Consider the following 26,615-nt stretch of genomic DNA (forward strand, 5'->3'; position numbering starts at 1 on the left):
CATATAAACCAACGAAAAGAGCGCCCACCAAGGCGCTCTTTTTTATGTTCATCGAACCACTGTATCTACTATTTTTCAGGCTTCTTGTCTCGCCCTAGCATTAATAGACAAGGGGTCAGTACCAAGGTCAATACTGTCGCGAATGCCAAACCTCCTGCAATTGCCGTAGCGAGTTGCGACCACCATTGCGTGCTCGGCGCGCCGAATTCTATCTTTTGATTAATCAAGTCGATGTTCATCTCTAGCACCATCGGCATCAAACCTAAAATGGTGGTGACCGTAGTCAGCATTACAGGTCTTAAACGTTGCACACCGGTTCTCAGAATCGCATCTCGCTTATCCAAGCCTCTTTTAATCAACTGGTTATAGGTGTCGATCAGCACGATATTGTTATTCACCACTATTCCTGCCAGTGCGATCACCCCAATACCAGACATCACGATGCCAAACGGGCGCTGGAAGATAAGCAGACCAACAAAGACACCAACCGTTGAGAACAGCACCGCACTCAAAATCAGGAATGCTTGATAGAAGCTATTAAACTGAGTAATCAGAATCAAAGCCATTACCGCCAAAGCAACCAAGAAAGCACTTTGTAGGAAGGCGGAAGAGTTTTCTTGTTCTTCATTTTGACCACGGATACGAAATTCGACACTACTCGGTAGCCCCAGTTCACTCAACGCTTGCTCAATCTTTGGCAGCTCGAGTGCAAGGTTATAGCCCTCTTCCATATCCGCCATGATGTTCACCACACGCTTACCATCAAGGCGTTTAATTGTATCTTGCTTATGGTCGGGAACAATCTGAGCAAAGTTGGTGATCGGTACCAAGCCCGCAGGTGTTTTGACTCTCAGCTGATCGAAGCGTCCGATATCCCTTTTATCATTCGGGTAACGCACCAAGATATCGACCTCTTCTGAAGAGTCATCGGGCAGATAATCACCAATCTTGAGACCATTAGTCACGAATTGAACGGTATTACCCACCAAGGTCGCATCAGCAGCAAAACGCGCAGCATCATCGCGGCGAATATCCACCTTCCAATCGATGCCGTCTTTACTCGCGGTATCACTGATATTGGTCAGTGCCTGATTGCCATCCGCCCAACCTCTCACGATTTTTGCAGCCTGATTAAGTTGCTCTGGCGTTCTTGCCGACAGCTCAATCACTAAGTCATTCTCAACCGGAGGCCCAGCATCAGGAAACTTATATTCAATTTCAACACCAGCGTATTGATCGGTCTGTACCTTCAACTCATCAATAATCGCCTTAACGCTGCGGCGATACTGCCAGTCAACAGGCGTAATTGAGATCAAACCAATCTGGTCGTCACCACCAGTACGCGTGTAAACGGTATCGAACTCGTCATGATTGAGCATCATCAGCTCAATATCGCGCATGATGTCGTCTTTTTCTTGGATAGACAGATCCCCATGCGAGCGAACTTTGACATTAAAGAATGGCGGATCAACTTCTGGGAAGAACTCTGCCCCGAGACCGGCTTTAGAGTAAGTAAAGCCAACCGCCACCGCGAGCAGTATCGCACTACAAAGAATCTTAAAGGGGTGCTTAATCGCAACCGACAGTGTGTGGTAATACGCCTTAGTTAAGCCTGTGGCTTGTGAAAAGTCACCATTATGCAATGCGACCATTCTAGCTTGGCTTTTAGACGATACGTATTGAGGTTTGCCAATCAAACCTCCCAGCACGGGCACAAACAACAGCGCCATAATTAACGAAGCAGTTAATGTCGCGATCAGTGTTAATGGCAGGAACTTCATGAATTCGCCAGTCACATCCGGCCAAAACAGTAACGGAGCAAATGCGGCCAAGGTTGTGGCAGTCGATGCGGTTATCGGCCACGCCATCCGTTTCGCTGCATCTCGGTAAGCGGCTTTGCGCCCTTCACCCTCTTGCATTCGCCTGTCTGCAAATTCGGTCACCACAATCGCACCGTCAACCAACATACCCACAGCCATGATCAGAGAGAACAACACCACGATGTTGACGGTTAAGCCGAACACAGACAGCACTAGCAGCCCGGTAAGAAAGGAGCCAGGGATTGAAATACCCACTAACAAAGCGGTACGCACACCAAGAATCGCGATGATAACGATCACCACTAAAATGATGGCGGATAAGATATTATTTTGCAGATCATTAAGCATGATCTTCACATCTTTAGATTCATCCCAGGTGTATTTGACCAACAGGTTATTTGGCCACTCCGCTTGCTGCTGAGCGCCTGCCATTACTGCTTTGACTAGCTCAACCGTTTCGATGATGTTCTCACCTGCACGCTTCTTGATATCCAACACCACCGCAGATTTGCCATCTAAACGGGCAAAGCTCTCTGGATCTCGAAACGCTCGACGAACCGTAGCGACATCGCCAAAAGTGACCACCTGCTTGCCATCCACTTTAATAGGCAACTCAAGCACATCCTTTAAGGAATTAAACACCGAAGGTACTTTGACAGAGAAACGCCCATAACCCGTATCAACAAAACCAGCGGCAACCACTCGATTGTTCAGAGCGATCAAATTATAGATATCCGCCTGATCTAAACTGTAGCTCTCCATCAATAACGGATCGACAATGATCTCGACGATGTCATCGCGATCGCCCGCAATATCGACTTCAAGGATTTGGCGATAGCTTTCTAATTTATCTCCAAGCTCTCGAGCGATTTGTACTATGGTGCGCTCAGGAACGGTACCGAATAGCACAACAGACAGAACAGGCTGCTCAGAAGCCAGCGTCACTTCATTTACGGTCGGCTCATCACTGTCTTCTGGCAATTTGGGCTTAGCCAGATCAACGGCATCACGCACATCGGCCATCGCTTTGGTGAGATCGACTCCGACATTAAACTCCAACACCACAGAGGCGTGGCCTTCTGCAGCGGTTGCTGTCATCTCTTTTACGCCTTCAATCGACCTCAGCTCTTGCTCTATCGGCCTAACCAATAAGCGTTCGGCATCGGTTGGCGAAATACCTTGATGCCCAACAGAGACATAGATAATCGGGATAGTAATATCGGGGCTCGATTCTTTGGGTATCGTGATATAGGTGACGACACCGGCTACAAGGATTAACGCCAAAAGGGAAAGCATTGTTCGAGCACGAGACAAGGCTGCATCAATAATTGAATACATCGGCAATCTCCTACTCTGCGGTTACATTTGAGAGTTCAGCACCTTGCTCAACAGCAATCACAGAATCACCATCACGCACAAAGCCTTGACCTACGGTGATGATGTCGACGCGTTGACCTAGCCCAGTGAGCCACACTCCATCTTGTTCGGCCTTTACTAGCTGAATGCCTACAAACTTCACCGTTGGTGAGTCACTAGCAGAGACCAAGGTTTTGACCCCGAGGTTACCCGCCTCATCCAATGCCAGCATCGCCGGTGTTATTTTGATTGCGTCTCTTGTTTCTAGGTTGAGTTTTACTTCGGCACTGACACCTGCAGGTAATAGGCCTTTGGAGTTATCGATTTCAATCTCGATTGGAAAAGTATTGGTAGAAGCAGAAGATATTCGAGAAACATAACGTAAGCGGCCTTCAGCTTCTTCTCTTCCCAATAAGCGAACCAAGGCGGATTGATTGACTAACAAATGCTGGATATGACGTTCACTGACATCGGCTTCGATGACCAGAGGATCCAGGTCAATCACGCCCGCGACCGGATCACCAACCCCAACAAAGTCACCAAGTTCAACCATTAAGTCTTGAACCACACCCGAAAAAGGCGAAGTAATGACAGTATTCTTTAAAGCCAATTCGGCATTGCGCATCATGGCTTTTGCTTCTGTTAATGAAGCCTCTGCTGTGGTGTAGGCGATTTCGCCTTGCAGCCCTCTTTTCTTCAGTGACTGCGCCGCTTTGAACTCTTTCTGCTTCAAGCGATATAACGCAGATGCTCGCTCTAACTGTATTTCCAAATCACCTTTATCTATTTGAGCAATGGCCTGCCCTGCTTTAACCACATCGCCCTTAACAACGTTCAATCGAACAATCTTGCCCGCGACTTCTGCACCTAGACGAGCATGCCGATCGGGCGCAGTTCGACCGTATAAATCAATGGTTTTAAAGGTGGGTGATGAGGTGAAGGTTTGAAAGGAGACCTTGGCCAACGGGATTTCTGTCGCTTTTTTCTCTGGCGACTCTTCTGCTTGCCCTACGCCGAAACCAAGCCAGATCGACAACAACACGACTAGAGTCAGAGAAACCAGCCACGGCTGCTTCAATTTCTGAAAAAGTGGTGAGTTAGAAAATAGAGTGGGCATAACAAATCCTTTTGTCCGATGTAATTCAGGCGCGCTAGTTGGCTTAATAGCGTGATGTGCAACTTCCTTATGCACAAAGTTAACCTTAACAGACCAATCCTCAACGAAATTGGACGCTATCGACAGTTTAAAAAATATGCCGTGTACTAAAAATGACGAAATAGAAGGTTGGAATGGTTTAAAAAGCAATGACTTAATATGTCTTAGCAATTTTGAGGCTGCGTGAAAAACAAGAGCCTTGCTCAGAAAGGTGCTTTGTTATGAAGAGAAATTTGGGGATATAAAAACAAAAACGCCGAACATAAGTTCGGCGTTTGAAATGTTTCTAATGCAGCTTTGAGCTCAAGCTATTTTCAACTCATGCTATACGCTGAATGATGCGCCACAACCACATGTTGTTGTCGCGTTCGGGTTGTTCACAAAGAAGCGTGCGCCTTCTAGGCCTTCTGTGTAATCAACCATGCCGCCCATTAAGTACTGTAGGCTCATAGGGTCAACAACCAGCGTTACACCGCTGTTTACAATCGTAGTGTCGCCATCATTTACTTTTTCATCAAATGTGAAGCCGTATTGGAAACCACTACAACCACCACCTGTAATGTATACACGTAGTTTTAGTTCTGGGTTTTCTTCTTCAGCAATTAGCGTTTGTACGCGGGTAGCTGCTGCATCAGAAAAAGACAATGGGATATTTACTTCGCTCACGACAACCTCTCTTACCTGTGTCAAAAACAACATGATACAAATCTAATTCGAGACCAGTGTTGTTGAGTATTTTCTTATATTCCGGTGATTATCTAATACCTGACTGAAACGTTCAAGTATTCACCACCGGATCCTTCCTTTTACTGCTGTAAACTCACCAATATCTAACAATTAAAACGTGTAACCACACAAAACAACCAGATTCGGGTGATTATCTGGGCGAAAGCATTCCTAGTTGGATTAGGGATAGGTACAATGCGTGCCAATTGGTCCGACAGTCAAAAGAGGATATATCAATGACCAAATCAGCAGAGCTGTACGAAAAAGCACAGCAAACTATTCCTGGTGGCGTAAACTCTCCAGTTCGTGCATTCAATGGCGTAGGTGGTTCTCCAATCTTCGTCGAACGCGCTGATGGCCCACTTATTTTTGATGCTGATGGTAAAGCGTATATCGATTACGTTGGCTCTTGGGGTCCAATGATCCTTGGTCACAACCACGCTGTTATTCGTGATGCTGTGATTGCAGCAGCTCAACGCGGCCTTAGCTTCGGTGCTCCAACCGAAACTGAAATCAAAATGGCTGAACTTGTATCTGAGATGGTTCCATCGATGGAACAGCTACGTATGGTGAGCTCAGGTACAGAAGCAACAATGAGTGCGATTCGTCTTGCTCGTGGCTTCACTGGTCGTGACAAAATTCTTAAATTTGAAGGCTGTTACCACGGCCACGCAGATAGCCTACTGGTAAAAGCAGGTTCTGGCGCACTGACTTTAGGTCAACCAAGCTCTCCAGGTGTACCGGCTGATTTTGCGAAACTAACGCTAACAGCAACCTTCAACAATCTAGATTCTGTACGTGAAATCTTTGCAGCAAACAAAGGCGAGATCGCTTGTATCATCGTTGAGCCAGTAGCGGGTAACATGAACTGTATCCCTCCTGTAGAAGGCTTCCACGAAGGTCTACGTGAAATCTGTGATCAAGAAGGTGCATTGCTAATCTTTGATGAAGTAATGACAGGTTTCCGCGTTGCTGAAGGTTGTGCTCAGGCTTACTACAACATCAAGCCAGACCTAACGTGTCTTGGTAAAGTGATCGGCGGTGGCATGCCTGTGGGCGCTTTCGGTGGTCGTAAAGACGTGATGCAATACATCGCACCAACTGGCCCTGTTTACCAAGCGGGTACGCTTTCAGGTAACCCTGTTGCAATGGCTGCTGGCTACGCATGTTTGAACCTTCTACGAGAAGAAGGCAACGAAAAGCGTCTAGCTTCAAAAACTAAGCAGTTGGCAAAAGGCTTCAAGCAACTTGCTGACAAGCACGGCATCCCGATGCTAGTTCATCAAGTTGGTGGTATGTTTGGTTTCTTCTTCACTGATCAAGAAACTGTGACGTGCTACGAAGATGTAACTAAGTGTGATGTAGAACGCTTCAAGCGCTTCTTCCACCTAATGTTAGATCACGGTGTTTACCTTGCACCTTCAGCATTCGAAGCAAGCTTTACTTCTCTTGCTCATGGTTCAAAAGAACTTGATGCAACACTAGAAGCTGCTGACCGCTCCCTTGCGATCATTGCTGCTGAAAGCAAATAATCGAAAGCACTTTATAAGTCGCTAACCGATTGAATTTAGGGCTGCATTAAATGCAGCCCTTTTTTATATATCGCGCTCACCAGCCACAAATATGACAGCTTATTTAGCCGTCGACTAAGGCTAAAGCTGAACCCAAAGCGATTAACGTTCCCAGAAAAGGAAAACCAACAACATCAAGGTACCAAGGAACATTCTGAACCAAGGGATCTCTTTTTTTGTTTGCTGTTCTTCGTCTTGGCATTTCTTATCTTTATTACAGCATCCCATTATCAAAACTCCTCATTGCTAACTCTCTGTTTTGCAGCCATTATAAACTCAGAACGCAAATATAGAGACCATTACCGTGTCAGAAAAACTCAAAATCAATACCAGCCACTGGGTGATCATCATCGCCCTACTCGCGGCGGCTTATGCTTGTTACCTGCTTATCGAGCCGTACGTCAACTCAATCGTGATGGCCTTTATCATTTCACTATTGATGTTCCCAATCCATGAGTGGCTTGAAAAAAAGCTCCCGAATAAAGAAAACATCGTCTCTCTGCTGTCTTGTATCATACTGACCTTCATTATTGTTATCCCTTTATTGGCAGTATTCGCAGCAATTGTTCAGCAAGGCTCTCTATTCTCTCAGAACACTTACCAATGGGTGACACACGGTGGCATTCAGACTCTGTTTGCTCATCCGTTAGTGGTCAAAGCGCTGTCGTTTGTGAATAACTACCTGCCATTCGACAACATTGAGCCCCAAGCCATCGCACAAAAAGTCGGTGAGTTTGCGACAAGCTTTGGTTCTAAGCTAGTTGGTATCAGTGCGAAAATCTTAGGTGACGCGACCAATTTCTTGATGGATTTCTTCTTGATGCTGTTCGTTTTGTTCTTCTTATTAAGAGATCACGACAAAATCATCAGTGTGGTTCGTCATATTCTGCCGCTGTCTCGTAGCCAAGAAGACAAACTTCTAACAGAGATAGAGCAAGTATCTAAATCAGCAGTAATGGGCTCATTCTTAACCGCAATCGCGCAAGGTTTTGCCGGCGGTTTAGGTATGTGGATTGCCGGTTTCCCAGGTCTATTCTGGGGTACCATGATGGGCTTTGCCTCTTTCATCCCAGTTGTGGGGACCGCATTAATCTGGATTCCAGCAGCAACTTACTTGTTCCTAACGGGTGATACCACGTGGGCGATTTTCCTAACGGTTTACTGTGTGGCAATTGTTGGTTCAATTGATAACCTTCTGCGTCCGCTGCTAATGCAAGGCAGTGCAGGCATGAATACCCTGATGATCTTCTTCTCACTATTGGGTGGTATTCAACTGTTTGGCCTAATTGGTCTTATCTACGGACCATTGATTTTTGCGATTACCATTGTCCTATTCAACATCTACGATGAAGAGTTTAAGGACTTTTTAAACCAGCAAGACAAGAGTTAATCAACGGTTCGTCAACTTGGTTGCCGAACGAGTATTAAACACTTCAAGCTTTGGGCGGATTATGCGAAAATCCGCCCTCATTTTTTGCTAACGATTCAACAGAGTGTCCTATGTCAGCTTATATTGCCCCAAGCCAGATTGCTCAACGCCAACTCGCCTACTTTGAAGGCAAACATGTTTTAGTTGCCGGTGAGGCAGAAGACTTGTTCCCTGTTGAGTTAGCCAAGCATTGTGAATCTGTCTCTGTGTTTACTTCTAATTACAGCTACTACCGTCAATTAGAAGGCTGCAACACCATCCAACGTTTTTATGGTGCGGAGTTTACCGAAGAGACCAAAGCCGACTTAGTGATGCTGTACTGGCCAAAAGCCAAAGCGGAAGCGGAATTTTTGTTGGCGATGCTATTTGCCAAGCTAGGCAAAGATACCGAGATCGTCGTGGTTGGTGAAAACCGTTCAGGCGTGAAAAGCATCGAGAAGATGTTTGCTCCTTACGGCAAAGTTGTTAAATACGATTCAGCGCGTCGTTGCTCTTTCTACTGGGGTCAATGCTTCGAGCAACCACAAGCGTTCAACCTGCAAGACTGGTTTAAGACCTACACGGTTAACATTGATGAACAACCTCTGACGGTAAAAAGCCTTCCTGGCGTCTTCAGTCACGGTCAATTCGATGTCGGTAGCCAACTTCTGTTGGATACTCTGCCAAAACTAAAAGGCAAGGTATTGGATTTTGGTTGTGGTGCAGGCGTCTTAGGCGCGGTAATGGCATCTCGTAATCCTGATATCGAGCTAGAAATGTGCGACATCAGTGCATTTGCCGTGGCATCAAGCCAAGCAACGCTAGAAGCGAATGGTTTATCGGGTAAAGTCTTCGCTTCAGATGTCTATTCTAATACTGCAGAAGACTATCAGTTCATCATCAGTAACCCGCCATTCCATTCAGGTTTAGACACTAGCTACAGCGCGACTGAGACCTTACTTGCTCAGGCTCCTAAGCATTTGAAGCGTTCTGGAGAGATGATTATTGTTGCGAATAGTTTCTTAAAATACATTCCAATTATTGAACAAGCGTTTGGAAAATGCGCGACTCTAAATAAGACTACTAAATTCGCGATCTATCACGCAAACAAATAACCTCTCTAGCACAGCGCAGGGTCATTATCTGCGCTGTCTGTTCATATTTTTGTCAAAACTCTATAAAAATGAGCTTTTGCACACGCTTTAAATACCACTTACTTGTCAAAGTAAAAAAACTCGTTAATTTCGTTAAATTGGAACCCGTTAATTCTATTCTCTGTACTTGTTTTCGCCCCTTTTAGCAGTACATCAAAGGAAAGTAGTACCCAATTTATGTTTAGATTCTATCGTAAGCAGAAGTTTAAGCGCCTTCAAAATACCCTAATGCTGGCATTTCTTGTCCTCAGTATTACACCAGTGACACTCATCGCGATATTTTTCCTCCAATCGCACAGTCAGGATCTCCAGGAACAAAGCACCTCACACCTTGTTTCGGTTCGTGATACTAAGCAGCAACAAATTGTCGATTACCTTCAAGCTCAAGAATCCCAAGTGATGGGCTTTGTTCGCTCAGAATTGGCCAATGCCAGTGGCGGGCGATTTTATGGTTTGATCAATGCCTTCCAACGATTGGGGTTAGATATTGACGAGGCTCGCGGTAATGCGCAGCAACGCTACATTCAGGGGTCTGGCGATCAAATCAAAACATCGATTCTTCCAGAGTCCAGCAGCTTTATTGGCAGCGAACGTTATCGCTTACTGCACAAGCGCTACCATAATGCTTACCTAGAACTGCTTAAACGCTCTGATTTTGACGATATTCTCTTAGTTGATATCAACGGCAACGTCGCTTATTCCGTCTTTAAAAATGACGATTACGGCACCAACTTGCTGACTGGAAAATACAAGGATTCCAACCTAGGTATTACCTTTCAACGACTAGCCAAAGACGTAACCGACCGACGCAAATCTAACGAAGATTACACGCCGGTTATCGTTTCTGACTTTAAAGACGAGAATGGCAAACAGACCGCATGGCTAGGCGCACCTATTGTTCAACAGGGTTACCTGCACAGCTACGCGATGTTTAGGCTGCCAATCAACGGCATTACTAAGTTGATTGCGGATCTCAACAAGAGTTCGAACATTCAAACGCTGCTTGTGGGTGATGATCACCTGCCGCGTAGCCTTGCCCATTCACAAGAATCAATCAACTTGAGCTTAGATGTTGTCGATAAAGCATTGGCTGGTGAAACGGCGGTTGGCACCTTCGACAACACCCTAGATCAAGCGATCATCGCGGCATATACGCCAATTGAGCTGAAATACGCAACATGGGCTCTTGTCGTAGAGCTGCCAGAGAAAGAGGCGTTTGCCCGTATTCATCAGTTAGAAAAGATCTTCGTGATCGTGATGCTAACCGCGATCATTCTCGTAGTCGTTGCATCGCACTATCTGTCTAACTTCATCACCTCCCCACTACTTAAACTGACGTGGGCTGCCGAGAAAGTATCGGCGGGTGATCTCGATGAAACCATGATCAATACCGAGCGCAAAGATGAGATCGGCCGACTCGCGGTGAGCTTCGAAAGAATGCAGCGCTCTATTCGTGAAAAAATGCAGCTCATCAAAAGTCAAAATGATGAGCTTGAGGACAACCTTAAGACCATTCAAAAGCAAAACGAAGAGCTACAACTGGCCAACAAACTTAAAGATGAGTTCTTAGCGACTACTTCACATGAGTTGAGAACACCGCTGCATGGCATGGTGGGTATCGCTGAAGCCTTGATATCTGGAGCGAACGGTCCTATTCCTGCTAATCAGAAGTATCAGTTGGATATCATCATCAATAGTGGCCAACGATTGGCGACCTTGGTTGATGATCTGCTTGATTATCACAAGATGCGCTATGGCAGCTTAGATATTAAGAAATCAGCCGTTGATTTATCTGCAGCCACCAGCTTGGTCCTAGAGTTGTCTCATCACTTATTGGGCAATAAACCAATCCGTATCATTAACCAAGTCCCAAGTGATTTAGGGCTGGTTTCATCGGATCCTCAACGACTTGAGCAAGTGATGTATAACTTGGTCGGCAATGCCATCAAGTACACTTCAGAAGGTAAGATTGTTATCTCTGCCAGCGTTATCGACGACAACATTCGTGTACAAGTTGTCGATACTGGCCAAGGTATACCGGCCGAATATCTTGAACACATCTTTGAGCCATTGATTCAAGCAGGCCAAGATGCGAGTAACTACCGTCAAGGTGCAGGGCTTGGATTATCGATCAGTCGTCAGTTGATCGAGCTAATGGGCGGTTCACTGTACGTTAGTAGTCAGCCAATGCTTGGCACTACGTTTAGCTTTACCCTGCCCCTAGCGACTCAAGATGAGCTGGACAGTTACAACGAATCAGGTCACTACTCGCACTTCCAAGCGCCGGATTTAATTGATAACAGCCAACAAGAAAACAGTGTTATCAGTGAGAACCCAGATGGCCCGTTACTGGTTATCGCTGATGATGAGCCGGTTAATCTGCGAGTATTAGACAGCTTCTTGAAATTAGAAGGTTATCGAGTACGTACTGCATGTGATGGCCCTGAAACCATTGAACTGATTGAAAAAGAGAAGCCAGAGCTGCTTCTACTCGACATCATGATGCCAGGAATGAGCGGCTATCAGGTTTGTGAAGCACTGAGAAAGCAATACGATCATGCTCAATTGCCAATCATCATGCTAACAGCCCTCAACCAAGCAGAAGACCGTGTTCGAGGTTTCGAAGCGGGTGCCAATGACTACTTGTCTAAACCGTTCAACAAACAAGAATTAGCGGCTCGAATAACAGCGCATCTATCAGCAAGCAAAGCTGAACAGAGACGCCTTGAAAACGACCAACTGCAACTCGAGCTCAAACATAGAGCGATGGTTGAGGCTAACTTGTTAGAAACTCAAGGGCGCTTATTAGAACAGCTAGAATCGGCTCCTGAAGCTATCATCTGTATTCGTGATGACCAACGTATTCGCTTTGCTAACGAAGCGGCGGCGAAGCTATTCAGGCGCGGACAAGAACAACTTAAACGCTCAATGGCTGACGAAATCATTGCGCCTAAATACCTTAAGGTGGAACAAGCCCACTACTGCGGTGACATTGATATCTATATAGATGACACACGTCAGCGCATACCGAGTGACATCCTTAAGCTGCCTGAAGGCTCAGGGCTCGACACCATGTATATCTTTAATGTAGGTGGTGGTGTTAACTCCAACCGAATCAATAACCTTGAAACGGCGGTTGAGGCTCTCTCTAGTTATGCCTTTGAAGGCGACAAAGATAAGTTACAACAGCTGAAAGAGCTTGGCGGAGAATTTACTCGTCTTGCTGACAAGGCAACCGGTGAAGGTAAAAACAAACAAGAGTTGATGCGTGAAGTACTGGTCGATGCGATGACGAATGCCATCATCTACTGGGAATCGGTGACTGGTGAAACCAAGTTCGCTTTCGCCGAGAAGAGTGGCTTGTGGCGCGTCTACTTAGACCGCAGTACGCTGCAAACTCGAACGCTAGACAAATACCTACGCGTAGAAACCCTACCGAAAACGCCTCGCTGGCGAACGGTACTGAGCTCAATCGAATTCATACTGGAACACTGCAAAGAACAGACGCCAGAAAGAACCCATATTGAGATGCTAAGAGATAAACTTCAGAAACTACTGACCAGTTAAACCCTGAACCAACATCACCAAATTAGCCCACCTAGCGTGGGCTTTTTTGTACGCCTAATAATCACAAAAAGTAGAATCCCAACGCTTGCAACGCACTTTTTTCACGTCTTTAAACAAGGAAGAATTCACGCCAATTACGCACAGTGCGTGCTGGTAACCGTCAGTACTTTTCGTTCTATTCTCAATCATATCTGACCGTTATCTGACTCTTTGTTGCAGTTTGAGAAGCGAGTCACAACAGAACGGCAGATTTAATTTTCTAGGGAAATTTAACGTAAAACTGGCAAGTGACCGAGATCTACAATTATACCAACGTAGGGTAAAGCATTATAATAAAAAGCCTTTAAAGTTAGTGACCACTTACAACCAGCAGTAACCACAAAACCAAATGCGAGTCACATCACCTTAACAATTGCGCACAAAAAACCACCAAAGCAACCTGTTTTGACGTTAATGACGTGAGGTTGTGTGTTTTTAACGTTTTTGACGGGAAACGAGTTTGATTAATTCATCGATAAGGTGTTTTCTTACTCCTGCCAAAGGCCTACAGGCCACTCTTACCACTTCTCAGAATCAACGATGAATCTGGAGCAACGAAGAAGAGGTAGGCCTTTAACCAGAGTGTGTATCTACTAAACAATTTAGCGACAGATAGCATTCAATCCATTAGTGAAATGAAAGCAAATAGTAAGGAACAGCTATGCTTGCCAATATAAAAAAAACAGCAATAGCAACAGCAATTATTGCAACTGCTACAACAGGTTTTGCATCAGTAGCAACCGCTGCAGAACGCAGTGAACTGACCGTTCACCCGAAAGAGTACACTACATTCGTACGTAACTTTAACCCGTACCTTGGTGCTACTAACCTACATACTACAACTGACTTCATGTATGAACCGCTAGTAGTATTTAACGAAATGCACGGTAACACTCCAGTGTTCCGTCTAGCTGAAAACTTCAAGATGTCAGATGATCTGATGAGCGTTGTTTTCGACATTCGTAAGGGTGTTAAATGGTCAGACGGAGAAACTTTCTCTGCTGATGATGTTGTTTTTTCTTTCAACCTTGTAAAAGAGAAACCAGAGCTTGACCAATCTGGTATCAACTCTTGGGTAACTTCTGTAGAAAAACTGAACGACAACCAAGTTAAGTTCACACTAACAGAAGCAAACTCAAACGTACCTTACGAGATTGCTAAAGTACCTGTAGTACCTAAGCACATCTGGAAAGACGTTAAAGATCCATCAACGTTTACCAATGAGAACCCGGTAGGTTCTGGTCCATTTACCGAAATCGATACGTTTACAGCGCAACTATACATCCAGTGTGCAAACCCGAACTACTGGGATGCAGACAACCTAGATGTTGACTGTCTACGTGTTCCACAAATTGCGAACAACGACCAATTCCTAGGTAAAGTTGTAAACAGTGAAATGGACTGGACGTCTTCTTTTGTTCCAGATATCGATCGTACATACGCAGCAGCTAGCCCTAAACACCACTACTGGTACCCGCCAGCAGGTACACAGGCATTCATCGTTAACTTCAAGCACCCTGATGCTGCGAAGCATGAAGCATTGAGCAACGTTGACTTCCGCCGTGCTTTCTCTATGGCTCTTGACCGTCAAACTATCATCGACATCGCATTCTACGGTGGCGGTACTGTGAACGATTTCGCATCGGGTCTTGGCTACGCGTTTGAAGCTTGGTCTGATGAAAAAACTCACGACAAGTACAAAGGCTTCAACACTTACAACGCTGAAGGTGCGAAGAAGCTTCTTGCTGACGCTGGCTTCAAAGATGTAAACAAAGATGGTTTTGTTGACACTCCATCAGGTAAGTCTTTCGAACTAATGATTCAATCGCCAAACGGCTGGACTGACTTCAACAACACAGTTCAACTAGCGGTAGAACAGCTGAACGAAATCGGTATTAAAGCGAAAGCTCGTACACCTGACTTCTCTGTTTACAACCAAGCAATGCTTGAAGGTACATACGACGTAGCATACACAAACTACTTCCACGGTGCGGATCCATACACGTACTGGAACAGTGCTTACAACTCATCACTACAATCTGGTGATGGTATGCCTCGTTTCGCAATGCACTTCTACAAAAACGACAAGCTAGATGGTCTTCTAAACAGCTTCTACAAAACAGCTGATAAGAACGAGCAGCTAGACATTGCACACGGTATCCAGCAAATCATCGCTGCAGATCAAGTGACAATCCCTGTGATGTCTGGTGCTTACATGTACCAATACAACACAACTCGCTTCACTGGTTGGTGGAACGAAGAAAATCCAAAAGGCCGTCCAAACATTTGGGCTGGTATTCCAGAGCGTCTACTTCATGTACTGGACCTAAAACCAGTTAAATAAGTAATCGTTCAATCCTTGCGGCGTAACCTCTTACGCCGCTTATAAAAATCCCCACACTCTCAATTGAAAGTATGGCGCTAGTCGTCAGGGGATTTTTCGTTCCAAATTTCGCTAGGAGCGACCTGAATCCAGAAACAGGGAAACAATCTGGGTGAGTAAGGTGTGAGTTATGGGTTATTTTTTAAGACGTTTGTCATTTTATTTTGTCGCGCTATTAGTTGCTGCGACGTTAAACTTTATTATTCCAAGAGCAATGCCTGGTGACCCAGTTACCATGATGTTTGCGAACGCTTCTGTACAAGTTACTCCAGAGCGTATTGCTGCAATGAAAGAACTATTAGGCTTCGTTGATGGCGGTCTACTGGTTCAATACGTAGCGTACATGAAGAACATTCTTAGCTGGGAACTTGGTACATCAATTCAATTCTACCCACTTTCTGTAAACACACTGTTGGGTGGAGCATTCGGTTGGTCGCTTTTCTTAGCCGGCACCGCAGTTATTCTTTCTTTCTCGATTGGTTCAATCCTAGGTATTTTCGCAGCGTGGAAACGCGGCAGTAAGTACGATGCCTTCGTAACTCCAGGGATGCTGATTCTACAAGCCGTTCCTCAAGTTGTTATCGCAATGATTGCACTATTTACCTTTGCAATTGGCTTGAAGTGGTTCCCAACCGGTTATGCCTACACCGCAGGTACTATGCCTGACTGGACAAGCTGGGCATTCATTAAAGATGTCGCTTACCACGCCTTCTTACCACTGTTCTGTGCTTCTGTTGTTCAAATTGGTGGCTTCCTAGTAAACATGCGTAACAACATGATCAACCTACTAGCCGAAGACTACATCACCATGGCGAAAGGCAAAGGCCTGAGCGAAAACCGAGTGGTATTCAACTACGCAGCTCGTAACGCGATGCTACCAAGTGTGACAGCCCTTTCAATGTCGCTAGGTATGGCAATCGGTGGTCAGTTAATTATCGAAATCATCTTTAACTACCCAGGTCTTGGCAGCGTACTTTTCAACGCAATTAACGCTCGTGACTACCAAGTACTGCAAGGTCAGCTGCTTATCATGACGCTATTCATGCTGTTCTTTAACCTAGTTGCAGACATGCTTTACGTTGTTCTTGACCCTCGTCTTCGTAAGGGTGGTAAATAATCATGAAAGACTTTCTAAAACTCATTTGGCGTAACCCGATGGCCCTAACAGGCGTCATCATCCTAAGTATCTTTATTCTTGGCGCGATTGCAGCTCCATTGATCACTAAACATGTACCAGACAAACGCACAGGTAACCCACACGAATATCCTGGTTTCGTGGTGAAGTCTGCACAAACTAACCCTGATGGCTGGGTTGCTCAAAATCTAGCAGACGACCGTCGTACATTGATCATGTCTAAAAAGGCAGACCACGTACTAGGTACAACTCGTATGGGTCGTGACGTTTGGTCTCAAGTGGTATACGGCGCACGCGTATCTCTTGCTGTAGGTTTTGGTGCGGGTCTAACCGTATGTTTACTCGCAACGGTTATTGGTGTTTCTGCAGGTTACTTCGGTGGCCGTGTCGATGACGTTCTAACAGCCGCAATGAACATCATGCTGGTAATCCCTCAATACCCATTACTGTTCGTAGTAGCAGCCTTTATCGGTGAGGCAGGGCCACTCACCATAACCTTGGTTATCGGCTTTATGTCCTGGGCTTGGGGTGCCCGTGTTGTTCGCTCCCAAACCTTAGCTCTGCGTGAAAAAGAGTTTGTAAAAGCCGCTGAGGTTTTGGGTGAATCTTCATTCCGCATCATCTTCGTAGAGATTCTGCCAAACCTTATCTCTATCGTTGGCGCAAGCTTCATCGGTTCGGTGATGTACGCAATCATGATGGAAGCAACCATCTCGTTCCTAGGTCTTGGTGACCCGAACACAATCAGCTGGGGCATCATGCTTTACAACGTTCAAACCTCTTCATCAATGCTGATTGGCGCTTGGTGGGAACTGTTGGCTCCTTGTATCGCACTGACACTACTTGTAACTGGCCTTGCTCTACTTAACTTCGCTGTCGATGAAATTGCTAACCCGCAACTGCGTTCTCACAAAGGTATGAAGCGTTGGAAAAAACTAGCAGCTCAAGACAAAGAAGAACGTGAACCAGAACTACCACCACAAAATGCACTTTGGAGCGGAGATAAATAATCATGTCTGAACCACTAATTTCTATCCGCAACTTATGCGTGGATTACATCACAGAGTCTGGCGATGTTCGTGCGTGTAACAACGTAAGTTTCGACATCGCTCCAGGTGAAGTATTCGGCCTAGCTGGTGAATCTGGCTGTGGTAAATCAACGGTCGCTTTCTCCCTTATGCGTCTTCATAAGCCGCCCGCTTACATCAGTGGTGGTGAGGTTATCTTCAACGGTGAGAACATCCTTGAATACAGTGATGACCGTATGCAGTCGTTCCGTTGGAGCGAGATGTCGATGGTATTCCAGAGTGCGATGAACGCACTCAACCCAGTACTACCGATGGAAGAGCAGTTCTGTGACGTAATCATGCGTCACACCAACATGACTCGCGAGCAAGCTAAACAACGTGCTGAAGGTCTACTTGAAATCGTCGATATTCACCCGAGCCGATTGAGTGATTACCCTCACCAATTCTCTGGCGGCATGCGTCAGCGCTTGGTTATCGCTATCGCGTTAGCACTGAATCCAAAGCTGATCATCATGGATGAGCCGACAACCGCACTTGATGTGGTTGTGCAACGCGAAATCCTACAAAAGATCTATGCACTGAAAGAAGAGTTTGGCTTCTCAATTCTGTTCATCACCCATGACTTGTCATTGATGGTCGAGTTCTCTGACCGCATCGGCATCATGTACTCAGGTGAGCTAATCGAAGTAGCTAACTCTCAAGATATTCTAGAAAACCCTTACCACCCTTACACCAAAGGGCTGGGAAGTTCTTTCCCTCCACTGACAGGGCCAAAGACAAAGCTAGCAGGTATTCCGGGTAACCCTCTGAACCTGTTAGAGATCCCTGAAGGGTGTCGTTTCCAAGCTCGTTGTGACCGTGTACATGAAACGTGTACCAAGGTGCCAACCAAGCTGCGTTCTATCGACCCGGGACATTTGTCTAACTGCCACCTGTACGGTGACCCAATAGTACAAAGGAAGCTATAGCTTGCACGCTGACTCAGCGTGAATAACGAACAAGGCGGCTCGACCGCCTAAAAACAAGCAAAGCGAATAAGGATTCTGGAGACAATTATGAGCAAAGATTTCGGTCAATTATTGGTAGAAGGCAAGAATGTCGTAAAAGACTTCCCAATAAGCAGTACCACCATTCAAACCCCAATGATGCGTGCGATTAACGACGTGTCATTCAAGATGTACAAAAGCCGCGGCCTAGCGGTGGTTGGTGAGTCAGGTTCAGGCAAATCAACAACCGCAAAAATGATCGCAAAAATGTACGCGCCTTCGGGCGGTACGATCGAATACAAAGGTCGTGATATCCAAGAGATCTCAAGCAGAAAAGATCTTATGCATTACCGTGAAGGTGTGCAGATGGTATGGCAAGACCCGTTTGGTTCACTGAACCCAACACACAATATTTTCCACCACATTGCTCGACCACTGTTGATCCACAAGAAGGTAACTCCGGGCAACAAGAGAGAACTAGAAGAACGTGTTTACGATCTTTTAGAGCAAGTTGGTCTCATTCCGCCAAAAGAGACGGCGAAAAAGTACCCTCACCAACTGTCTGGTGGTCAGCGTCAACGTGTCAACCTAGCGCGCAACATCGCGGTAGGTGCAGAAGTTGTACTAGCCGATGAACCAACCTCAATGCTTGATGTATCGATTCGTGCGGGCGTTTTGAACCTGATGGAAGAGATGAAGTTCGAGAAGCAAATGTCTCTGCTTTACATCACTCACGATATCGCAACCGCTCGTTACATCGCTGAAGATCTTTCGGTGATGTACGTGGGACACATGGTTGAATGGGGCGATACCGATGACGTTATTGCTAACCCTCAACACCCTTACACTCAGCTATTGGTTTCGGCAGTTCCAGATCCTAAAAAATCGATCCACGAGCAACTTGCTGGCAACAAAGGGGAAATTCCTCTTTGGACACCAATATCAGCAGGCTGCCCATTTGCAGGTCGTTGTACTCATGCAATGGATAAGTGTAAAGAGCAGCTACCAGGGGTTACACAGCTCGCTGATAACCACTTTGTGCGCTGTTACCTACACGAAAGCTAAGCAATAAAACCCAAGTTAGGGTCTGCGGGCCCTAACTATTTATATCCAAAACATTCAAGTACCTAGCCAATAGAAACTAGGACTGTCGGAGAATATTGATGCTGTTATTGACCAACCATATTGGCTATGAGTCCACAGGCCCCAAGCAAGCTATCCTACAAACTAAGAAAGCTCGCCTATCTAGCACAACAGCTCTGCTCGTCTGTGCTGACAACCATATGACCGTCGGAAGTTTTGATGTGGTTAAACAAGGCCGCGTAGCAAATTGGCATCAAGGGCAATTCTTCACTATCGATTTCAGTTCAGTCACTGAATCTGGTCGCTACTACCTGCGCTTTGACAACCTGCGCTCTGAAGTATTTGAGATTGGTAGCAACCTATTAATGAACCACACATTCTCTGATGTGCTTCATTACTTTAAGTCACAACGCTGTGGCGGTATTTTCGACAAAAAAGATCGACAAGCACAAATTCTAGGTACCGACCGATACGTCGATGTCCACGGTGGATGGTATGACGCATCAGGTGATGTCAGTAAGTATTTTAGCCACCTGTCTTATGGTAACTACCTAAACCCACAACAAATTCCAATGGTCGTTTGGAACATGCTAAAAAGCGTACGCTTGACTAGCCATAACCCAGACTTCCCAAAATTCTCCATGACTCGTCTAACGGAAGAGGCTCTGTTCGGTGCCGACTTCTTAGTGCGTATGCAAGACGCTGACGGATACTTCTATATGACGGTATTCGATAAATGGAGCAAAGATATCAACCAGCGCGATATCTGTGCTTATGCGACTCAAGAAGGTCATAAATCAACGGACTTACAAGCTGGCTACCGACAAGGTGCAGGTGTTGCTATCGCAGCATTAGCCGCAGCTTCTGAGCTTGAAATCTCTGGCAGCTACTCGAGCCACACATACCTTGAAACGGCGGTTAAGGGTTACTGGCATCTAAAAGAGTACAACCTCCAGTATCTAAACGATGGTGAAGAGAACATCATCGATGAGTATTGCGCCCTACTCGCAGCCAATGAGCTGTATCGCGTAACTCAAGATCAGCAATACTTAACAGAAGCAAGAACTTGGGCGACTCGTTTAATCTCTCGTCAGCAATCCGATGATTCATTTGAGCACTTCTGGTCGGCAAACTCTGATGGCTCGCGCCCATATTTTCACGCAGCAGAAGCAGGCCTTCCGGTGATTGCACTATGTGAATACATCGACAACGAAACCGATGCTGAACTAAAAGAACAGGCTCGCAAAGTTGTTGAACAAGCTTGTCAGTTCGAAATCAACATCACCTACAAAGTCACCAACCCATTCGGCTACCCAAGACAGTACGTTAAATCTGTCGATGGTGATAAACGTGATGCCTTCTTCGTCGCTCAACAGAACGAAACAGGTTACTGGTGGCAAGGCGAGAACGCACGCCTTGGCTCGCTCGCAACCATGGCTTACCTAGTTCAACCGCACATTAAAGATAATGACCTTCAAAAGCGCTTGCTCCAGCTTTCACAAAATAGCCTTGATTGGATCTTGGGCCTCAACCCATACCACATGTGCATGCTCGATGGTCATGGCCATAACAACCCAGACTACCTACCTCAGCTGGGTTTCTTTAATGCGAAAGGCGGTATCTGTAATGGCATCACGGCTGGTTTTGACGATGAACAAGACATTGCGTTCAACCCACCAGCACAAAAAGATGACATGCTTCAAAACTGGCGCTGGGGTGAACAATGGATCCCTCACGGCGCTTGGTTCCTATTAGCAACCGCTGCACAGTTCAACTTCTTAGCACAGCGTAAGGAGCAATAATCATGACTCTTTACTACGTAGGTATTGATGGTGGTGGTACTTCTTGTCGTGCTCGTATTCGTGACGACCAAGGCAAATTGATTGGTGAAGCGAAAAGTGGCAGTGCCAACATCCTTTTGGGTGTTGATGTTGCGATGAGCTCAATTATTGATGCCATCACAAAAGCGGCACAAGAAGGGCAACTTAACTCTAACGATTTTTCAAATATGCATGTTGGCCTAGCACTGGCTGGTGCTGAGCAAAAATCAGCATGGTTCGACTTCATGTCACAACCGCACCCTTTCGCAAGCATGACACTAAATACCGACGCTTATGGCGCTTGCATTGGTGCTCACAATGGCCAAAACGGCGCAATCATGATTGGTGGCACAGGTTCATGCGGCATTTACTTAAACAACGGCGAGCAACATGTTGTTGGCGGTCGTGAATTTCCGATTTCAGATCAAGGCGGCGGCGCTGTCATGGGCTTACGTTTGATTCAACAAGTCTTGCTTGCAGAAGACGGTATTCGCAGCAAAACCCCGCTGACTCTACATGTGATGAATCACTTTAATAGTGATGTGGATGCCATTGTCGAATGGTCAAAAGGTGCTATTCCAAAGGATTACGGTCAATTCTCGCCAGTGATTTTTCAACTCGCTAACGAAGGCGATGAACTGGCTATCGAGATGCTCAAGCAAACCGCGGCTGATATCGAAATGTTTGTCTTAGCACTGCATCGAAAAGGCGCTGACAAGGTGTGCTTAATGGGAAGTATCGCTGAGCGTATTCTCAACTGGCTATCACCACCAGTACAACAATGGATCGTAAAACCTCAATTCGACGCTATTGAAGGCGCATTGATGTTTGCCGGAAAACCACAACACAACTTGTATCAACAGGCTTAGCAGGGAAGTTATATGAATTATCGCATCGACTTAGCTGTTCTTTCTGAACAAAAAAATAACTGCCGATTTGGCCTTACGGTACATAACTTAAGTGACCTCGACGTAAAAGATTGGTCTCTGCACTTTGCATTTGATCGATTCATCCTTCCAGAGAGTTTATCGCAAGGAGATCTGACTCAAGTTGGCAGCTTTTGCTCGTTCAAACCAAGTTCGTCAGTGTTAAAGGCCAATAACCATTACTATCTTGAATTTAGCATTCAAAGCGCCCCGTTCCGTTTCTATTCTGACGGTCTAAACGATGCCTTTATCCAAACGCATCACCAAGGTGAAACCTCAGTACTGCCAGTTGCGATATCACCTATTGTTCTAGCGTCACCATACCGTGAACGCAACCAGATACCTGAAGTGAATGCAGCTAAGATTGCATTGATTCCTCAGCCGAACCAGATCGAACTTAAGCAAGGTAGTTTCCCGCTAAGTAGCGAATGCGGAATTGAGGTTCAATCTCATCTTGCAGATAAGGCAGTCTCTTGGTTCCAGCAAGAATTGCTATCGACCTTTGAGTTGTCTCTTTCGAACGCGCTTTCAAAAGACGAAAGTTGCGACATTCTATTTCGCAGCAACCCGACTTTAGACGAAGCCGAATACAAACTCCGCATTACTGAACAACAAATAATTGTTGAATCAGGTAGCCAGTCTGGATTTACACACGCTGTAGCAAGTCTGATTCAATTGGTTCAACAACAGGATGCCGAAAGTTTCTCTGTGCCATGTTGCAAGATAGCCGACCAACCGCGCTTTAAGTACCGCGGCATGATGTTGGATTGCGCTCGTCACTTCCACTCAGTGGATCAGGTGAAGCGTTTAATCAACCAATTGGCGCAGTACAAATTCAACGTTTTTCACTGGCACCTCACCGATGATGAAGGCTGGAGAATTGAGATCAAGAGCCTGCCTCAGCTAACAGAAATTGGCGCTTGGCGTGGTCCTGATCATGCATTGGAACCGCAATACACCCACATAGCTGACAACTATGGCGGCTTCTACACACAACAACAGATTCGCGAAGTCATTGAATATGCAGAGCAACGCAGCATCACGGTGATCCCAGAGATCGATATTCCGGGACACTGTCGCGCCGCAATCAAATCACTGCCTGACATGCTGGTAGAGCAAGCGGATACCACTCAATACAAGAGCATTCAGCACTACAACGACAATGTACTAAACCCAGGTTTACCAGGCACTTATCAATTTCTAGATGCGGTTATTGAAGAAGTCGCAGAGCTGTTCCCTAGCGAATTAATTCACATGGGTGCAGACGAAGTGCCACCGGGAGTGTGGAGCAACAGCCCTGCTGCTCAAGCGTTGATGAAAGAACACCAGTACCAAGACAGCAAAGACCTACAAGGTCACCTATTCCGCTATGCCGAAAACAAGCTTAAGCAACTCGGCAAACGCATGGTCGGCTGGGAAGAAGCACAGCACGGCGACAAAGTGAGTAAAGAGACCATCATCTACTCATGGCTCAGTGAAGACGCGGCTGTCAATTGCGCTCGCCAAGGCTTTGATGTGGTGTTGCAACCTGCACAGTTTACCTATCTCGACATGACCCAAGATTATGCACCGGAAGAACCGGGCGTAGATTGGGCTGCCGTTATCCCATTAGAACAAGCTTATACCTACGAAGCACTTGCTGAGATATCCGACACCGACCCAATTCGTAAGCGGATCCGCGGAATTCAGTGTGCTCTATGGTGTGAGATCGTCACCAACCAAAAGCGTATGGATTACATGGTATTCCCAAGAATTAGCGCTTTAGCTGAAGGATGTTGGACACATAAAAACAACCGAAACTGGCTAGATTACCTGTCTCGCCTAAAGGGGCATTTGCCATTACTCGACAGACTCAATGTTGATTATCGCAACCCTTGGAAAGCTCAATAAAACAAACCAAAGCGACACTCACACCGAGTGGTTGCTGACTCAAATTAAGGTGCTCAGTTAGATACGACTCAGCATCACTATTTAAAAATTAGCTGCATAGATGCAGTTTGTTAAAAAGGAAATGACAATGAAATACGGCTATTTCGATAACGACAATCGCGAATACGTCATCACTCGCCCTGATGTACCAGCACCTTGGACAAACTACCTAGGTACTGAAAAGTTTTGTACCGTGATTTCGCACAATGCGGGCGGTTACTCGTTCTACAATTCTCCGGAATACAACCGTGTTACTAAGTTCCGTCCAAACGGCACATTCGACCGCCCAGGACACTATGTTTACCTGCGTGATGATGAGACGGGTGATTACTGGTCTATCTCTTGGCAACCAGTGGCAAAGAGCCTAGATGAAGCGAACTACGAAGTTCGTCACGGCCTGTCATACTCAAAATTCAAATGTGAATACAGCGGCATTACCGCAACAAAGACGCTATTCGTACCTAAGGGTGAAGATGCAGAAGTTTGGGACGTTGTATTAAAGAACAACACTGACAAGCCACGTACTATCAGCACTTTCTCGTTTGTTGAGTTCTCTTTCAGCCATATTCAATCAGACAATCAAAACCATCAGATGTCTTTGTACTCTGCGGGCACGTCTTACCAAGAAGGTGTTCTGGAATACGACCTGTACTACAACACTAACGACTTTGAAGGCTTCTACTACCTAGCTTCAACTTTCTCACCAGACAGCTACGATGGCCAACGTGACAACTTCCTTGGTATGTACCGTGATGAAGCAAATCCAATTGCGGTTGAAAACGGTAAGTGTTCTAACAGCGCTCAAACTTGTTACAACCACTGTGGTTCTCTGCACAAGCAATTTACGATTCAACCAGGTGAAGAAGTTCGCTTTGCGTATGTACTCGGTATCGGTAAAGGCAACGGTGAACGCCTACGTGAGAAGTACCAAGACACAGCAAACGTAGACGCCGCTTTCCAAGGCATCAAAGATCACTGGGACGAGCGTTGCAACAAATTCCAAGTTAAGTCGCCAAACGAAGGCTTAGACACCATGATCAACACGTGGACGCTATACCAAGCGGAAACCTGTGTGGTTTGGTCACGCTTTGCATCATTCATCGAAGTTGGCGGCCGTACAGGTCTTGGTTACCGTGATACGGCGCAAGATGCTATTTCAGTACCTCATGCCAACCCACAAATGACCAAGAAGCGTATTATCGACCTGCTTCGCGGCCAAGTGAAAGCGGGCTACGGTCTACACTTGTTCGATCCTGACTGGTTCGATCCAGAGAAAGCCGACGTTAAGCCATCAAAATCACCAACAGTTGTTCCAACACCGTCAGATGACGACAAGATCCACGGCATTGAAGACACATGTTCTGATGATCACCTATGGATCGTTCCGACCATCATCAAATACGTAATGGAAACCGGTGAGCACGACTTCTTTGATGAAGTGATTCCATACGCAGACGGTGGCGACGCGACAGTTTACGAACACATGAAAGCGGCACTGAACTTCTCTGCAGAATACGTTGGTCAAACGGGTATCTGTAAAGGCCTTCGCGCAGACTGGAATGACTGTTTGAACCTAGGTGGCGGTGAATCTTCAATGGTTTCATTCCTACACTTCTGGGCTCTACAAGAATTCCTAGATCTTGCTAAGTTCCGCAATAACGATGCTGACGTTGCGAAATACACTGAAATGGCAGCTAACGTTCGCGAAGCGTGTGAAACGCATCTTTGGGATGACGAGGGTGGTTGGTACATCCGTGGTCTGACTAAAAATGGCGACAAGATCGGTACCGCTCAACAAGCTGAAGGTCGTGTACACCTTGAGTCAAACACGCTCGCGGTTCTATCTGGCGCGGTATCTCAAGAACGCGGTGAGAAAGCGATGGACGCTGTTGATGAGAACCTTTTCTCTGAATATGGCCTACACCTAAACTCTCCTTCATTCGCAACACCAAACGATGACATCGGCTTCGTAACTCGCGTTTACCAAGGCGTAAAAGAGAACGGCGCAATCTTCTCTCACCCTAACCCATGGGCTTGGGTAGCAGAAGCTAAACTAGGTCGTGGTGACCGTGCTATGAAGTTCTACGACGCACTGAACCCGTACAACCAAAACGACATGATTGAAACACGTTACGCAGAACCATACTCGTACGTGCAGTTCATCATGGGTAAAGATCACCAAGACCACGGCCGTGCAAACCACCCTTGGTTAACGGGTACGTCGGGTTGGGCTTACTTCGCGGTAACCAACTTCATTCTTGGTGTTCGTACAGGCTTTGAAGGCTTAACGGTTGATCCTTGTATCCCGACTGACTGGCCAGAATTCGAGGTTACTCGTCAATGGCGCGGCGCGACTTACAACATCACAGTACAGAACCCGAATGCAGTAAGCAAAGGCGTTGCCTCTATCACTATCAATGGTGAGTCAGTTGAAGGCGCTATCCCAGTACAAGCAGAAGGCAGCGTGAACGATGTTGTCGTTGTTCTAGGCTAGTCACGCAATTTAACGAACAGCTCTTGTCTCAAGT

Annotated in this window: 17 protein-coding genes; 13 read left to right on the top strand and 4 right to left on the bottom strand. The window is 46.0% G+C overall.

Annotated elements, in window-relative coordinates:
- Nucleotides 1–68: 68 nt before the first annotated feature.
- The 3 genes from MSG36_RS05750 to erpA form a co-directional block, all read right to left on the bottom strand.
- Nucleotides 69–3,158 carry an efflux RND transporter permease subunit gene (locus MSG36_RS05750; protein WP_248366674.1) on the bottom strand — a complete coding sequence of 1,030 codons (3,090 nt, stop codon included), beginning with the start codon at nucleotides 3,156–3,158 and terminating at the stop codon, nucleotides 69–71.
- Nucleotides 3,159–3,168: 10 nt separating this feature from the next.
- Nucleotides 3,169–4,293 (bottom strand): efflux RND transporter periplasmic adaptor subunit, encoded by a 1,125-nt coding sequence (locus MSG36_RS05755; protein ID WP_081230845.1) that lies wholly within the window; start codon nucleotides 4,291–4,293, stop codon nucleotides 3,169–3,171.
- A gap of 363 nt (nucleotides 4,294–4,656) precedes the next feature.
- Complete coding sequence (gene erpA, locus MSG36_RS05760) at nucleotides 4,657–4,998, bottom strand: iron-sulfur cluster insertion protein ErpA (protein WP_004734539.1); 342 nt, start codon at nucleotides 4,996–4,998, stop codon at nucleotides 4,657–4,659.
- A 296-nt stretch (nucleotides 4,999–5,294) separates the two neighbouring features.
- On the opposite strand from erpA, the gene hemL reads away from it, so the two are divergent.
- Nucleotides 5,295–6,590: a glutamate-1-semialdehyde 2,1-aminomutase gene (gene hemL / locus MSG36_RS05765; RefSeq protein WP_010436060.1), complete on the top strand. Its 1,296-nt coding sequence runs from the start codon at nucleotides 5,295–5,297 to the stop codon at nucleotides 6,588–6,590.
- 141 nt (nucleotides 6,591–6,731) lie between these two features.
- Here hemL and MSG36_RS23835 read toward each other — a convergent pair whose 3' ends face one another.
- Entirely contained in the window at nucleotides 6,732–6,857 is a 126-nt protein-coding gene (locus MSG36_RS23835) for a hypothetical protein (protein WP_004734537.1), read from the bottom strand.
- Between the two features lie 76 nt (nucleotides 6,858–6,933).
- Between MSG36_RS23835 and MSG36_RS05770 the strand changes: the two genes are divergently transcribed.
- From MSG36_RS05770 to MSG36_RS05825, 12 genes are all read left to right on the top strand, one after another.
- A complete protein-coding gene (locus tag MSG36_RS05770; protein ID WP_050620012.1) occupies nucleotides 6,934–8,019 on the top strand; it encodes an AI-2E family transporter in 1,086 nt (361 codons plus the stop codon).
- Nucleotides 8,020–8,129: 110 nt separating this feature from the next.
- Nucleotides 8,130–9,152 (top strand): 16S rRNA (guanine(1207)-N(2))-methyltransferase RsmC, encoded by a 1,023-nt coding sequence (gene rsmC / locus MSG36_RS05775; RefSeq protein ID WP_248366676.1) that lies wholly within the window; start codon nucleotides 8,130–8,132, stop codon nucleotides 9,150–9,152.
- A 216-nt stretch (nucleotides 9,153–9,368) separates the two neighbouring features.
- Nucleotides 9,369–12,758, top strand: a complete 3,390-nt coding sequence (locus MSG36_RS05780) for a response regulator (protein ID WP_065676704.1) — start codon at nucleotides 9,369–9,371, stop codon at nucleotides 12,756–12,758.
- Between the two features lie 700 nt (nucleotides 12,759–13,458).
- The gene (locus MSG36_RS05785; RefSeq protein WP_017056650.1) at nucleotides 13,459–15,141 is read left to right on the top strand and encodes an ABC transporter substrate-binding protein; all 1,683 of its coding nucleotides are present in this window, start codon (nucleotides 13,459–13,461) and stop codon (nucleotides 15,139–15,141) included.
- 169 nt (nucleotides 15,142–15,310) lie between these two features.
- Nucleotides 15,311–16,297 (top strand): ABC transporter permease, encoded by a 987-nt coding sequence (locus MSG36_RS05790; protein ID WP_017633262.1) that lies wholly within the window; start codon nucleotides 15,311–15,313, stop codon nucleotides 16,295–16,297.
- 2 nt (nucleotides 16,298–16,299) lie between these two features.
- Nucleotides 16,300–17,325 carry an ABC transporter permease gene (locus tag MSG36_RS05795; RefSeq protein ID WP_017056648.1) on the top strand — a complete coding sequence of 342 codons (1,026 nt, stop codon included), beginning with the start codon at nucleotides 16,300–16,302 and terminating at the stop codon, nucleotides 17,323–17,325.
- Between the two features lie 2 nt (nucleotides 17,326–17,327).
- Nucleotides 17,328–18,311 carry an ABC transporter ATP-binding protein gene (locus tag MSG36_RS05800; protein ID WP_048605693.1) on the top strand — a complete coding sequence of 328 codons (984 nt, stop codon included), beginning with the start codon at nucleotides 17,328–17,330 and terminating at the stop codon, nucleotides 18,309–18,311.
- A gap of 87 nt (nucleotides 18,312–18,398) precedes the next feature.
- A complete protein-coding gene (locus MSG36_RS05805) occupies nucleotides 18,399–19,394 on the top strand; it encodes an ABC transporter ATP-binding protein (RefSeq protein ID WP_052878841.1) in 996 nt (331 codons plus the stop codon).
- A gap of 98 nt (nucleotides 19,395–19,492) precedes the next feature.
- Nucleotides 19,493–21,214, top strand: a complete 1,722-nt coding sequence (locus MSG36_RS05810; RefSeq protein WP_248366678.1) for a glycoside hydrolase family 9 protein — start codon at nucleotides 19,493–19,495, stop codon at nucleotides 21,212–21,214.
- 2 nt (nucleotides 21,215–21,216) lie between these two features.
- Complete coding sequence (locus MSG36_RS05815; RefSeq protein ID WP_248366680.1) at nucleotides 21,217–22,101, top strand: N-acetylglucosamine kinase; 885 nt, start codon at nucleotides 21,217–21,219, stop codon at nucleotides 22,099–22,101.
- 12 nt (nucleotides 22,102–22,113) lie between these two features.
- Nucleotides 22,114–24,048 (top strand): family 20 glycosylhydrolase, encoded by a 1,935-nt coding sequence (locus MSG36_RS05820; RefSeq protein ID WP_248366682.1) that lies wholly within the window; start codon nucleotides 22,114–22,116, stop codon nucleotides 24,046–24,048.
- A 127-nt stretch (nucleotides 24,049–24,175) separates the two neighbouring features.
- The gene (locus MSG36_RS05825) at nucleotides 24,176–26,581 is read left to right on the top strand and encodes a N,N'-diacetylchitobiose phosphorylase (protein WP_248366685.1); all 2,406 of its coding nucleotides are present in this window, start codon (nucleotides 24,176–24,178) and stop codon (nucleotides 26,579–26,581) included.
- Nucleotides 26,582–26,615: the final 34 nt, after the last annotated feature.

Origin of the sequence: Vibrio sp. 1CM8B (assembly GCF_023161685.1) — a bacterium.
GTDB classification, from domain to species: Bacteria; Pseudomonadota; Gammaproteobacteria; order Enterobacterales; family Vibrionaceae; genus Vibrio; species Vibrio coralliirubri.